At 51.2% G+C, this 1251-nt stretch carries 1 protein-coding gene; it reads left to right on the forward strand.

What is annotated here, in order from left to right:
* Positions 1–1131 (forward strand): type IV secretion system DNA-binding domain-containing protein (locus tag JNC80_RS19910; RefSeq protein WP_376711411.1); only part of this gene is annotated, 1131 nt, incomplete at its 5' end.
* Between the last annotated feature and the right edge of the window lie 120 nt (positions 1132–1251).

Raw genomic sequence — 1251 nt, forward strand, 5'->3', positions numbered from 1 at the left:
TGGACGTGGCTCGATCTGCTCAATGAGACAAGGCAGGATCAGGAAACCTTGCTGCGTATAATGCTGCGCTATCAGCGTGGTTCCGACATTTATCTTGCTGCCGATTACAAACAAGTCATGTCCACACTCGGCCAGCTCGAAACCAAAATGCGTTTGTTGGAAATGCTGGCTACAGCATGGCCGGATTATCATGGCCGTGAGCGATTTTTCTTGCGCGACTGGCTCGTCAAAAAAACGGATCAACGCACCGTCATAGTCCAGCATTCCGGCCGCTATGCAGAATTGTCTGATGGCTGGATCTCGGCCTTGTATGCTGTCGCGGTTTCTACCGTGACAGATAGCAATCTTCTACCCGACGATCCGTTCCGGCGTATTTGGTTCTTTCTCGATGAATGGGGGCAACTGCCTGCCATTAAGGATTTCGAGCGCTTTGTCACCCTCGGACGATCGAAAGGCGTTTGTGCCGTACTCGGCTTGCAGGATCTTTCTCAGATCGCAAAAAATTACGGGCAAGAGGTGTTAGAAGTGTTGATGGCTTCTGTCGGTACAAAGATCATCACGCGCATCAACCTCGGACCAACTGCCGAACGCATGGAACGCGATCTCGGCGAAACGACCTATTACGAATATCGCCGTGAGACACAGCCCACAGGCGGTATGAAATGGCAAAAAGAAACAAGGCGCGAGAGCCCCGTTGTTCGCTCCGAGTTCAGCTCCGAATTGGGTGTCGATGCAAAGGGCGTGAAAGCCTTTGTCACAGGAATCGGCAAGAGCGTTTATCAGGTTCACTTCCCTTTCCCTGATGGAAAGTCTGCCCACCGTGATTCCAATAAACCGGCAAAGTGGACATACACTTTCGAGCCAAAGGGTACGTTTACAAATGAAGCCGACATTGACGCTTATGTAAAAGACGTCTTGAAAAAATCCCCACCCGCCCGCGCTGTCCCGCCTAAGCAAGAAAAGCACCTTGCCGAATCTATCGACAAGGCAGGAGACCAGCAGGAGTTATCGCTGGAAGAGGCATATGAGCAGGCCGTCAAGGATGCTCAAAACCGGGCGAAAGTACCGGCCGACAAAGTATCGGCCGGTAATGAGTCTGAGCAAGTCGATCTGTTTGGACAGTATCGATAAACGTTAAACGTTGGGCGCGTTCTCTTCCGCAGCCCTTGCATCTATCCAAGGCAGATTAATTACCTCACCTTGTCGATTCTTAACGACGAGCAGCTTGGAGTTATACGCGTACAAGCCGTT

It is taken from the genome of Pseudochrobactrum lubricantis, from assembly GCF_041929865.1.
Classification (GTDB): Bacteria; Pseudomonadota; Alphaproteobacteria; order Rhizobiales; family Rhizobiaceae; genus Pseudochrobactrum; species Pseudochrobactrum saccharolyticum.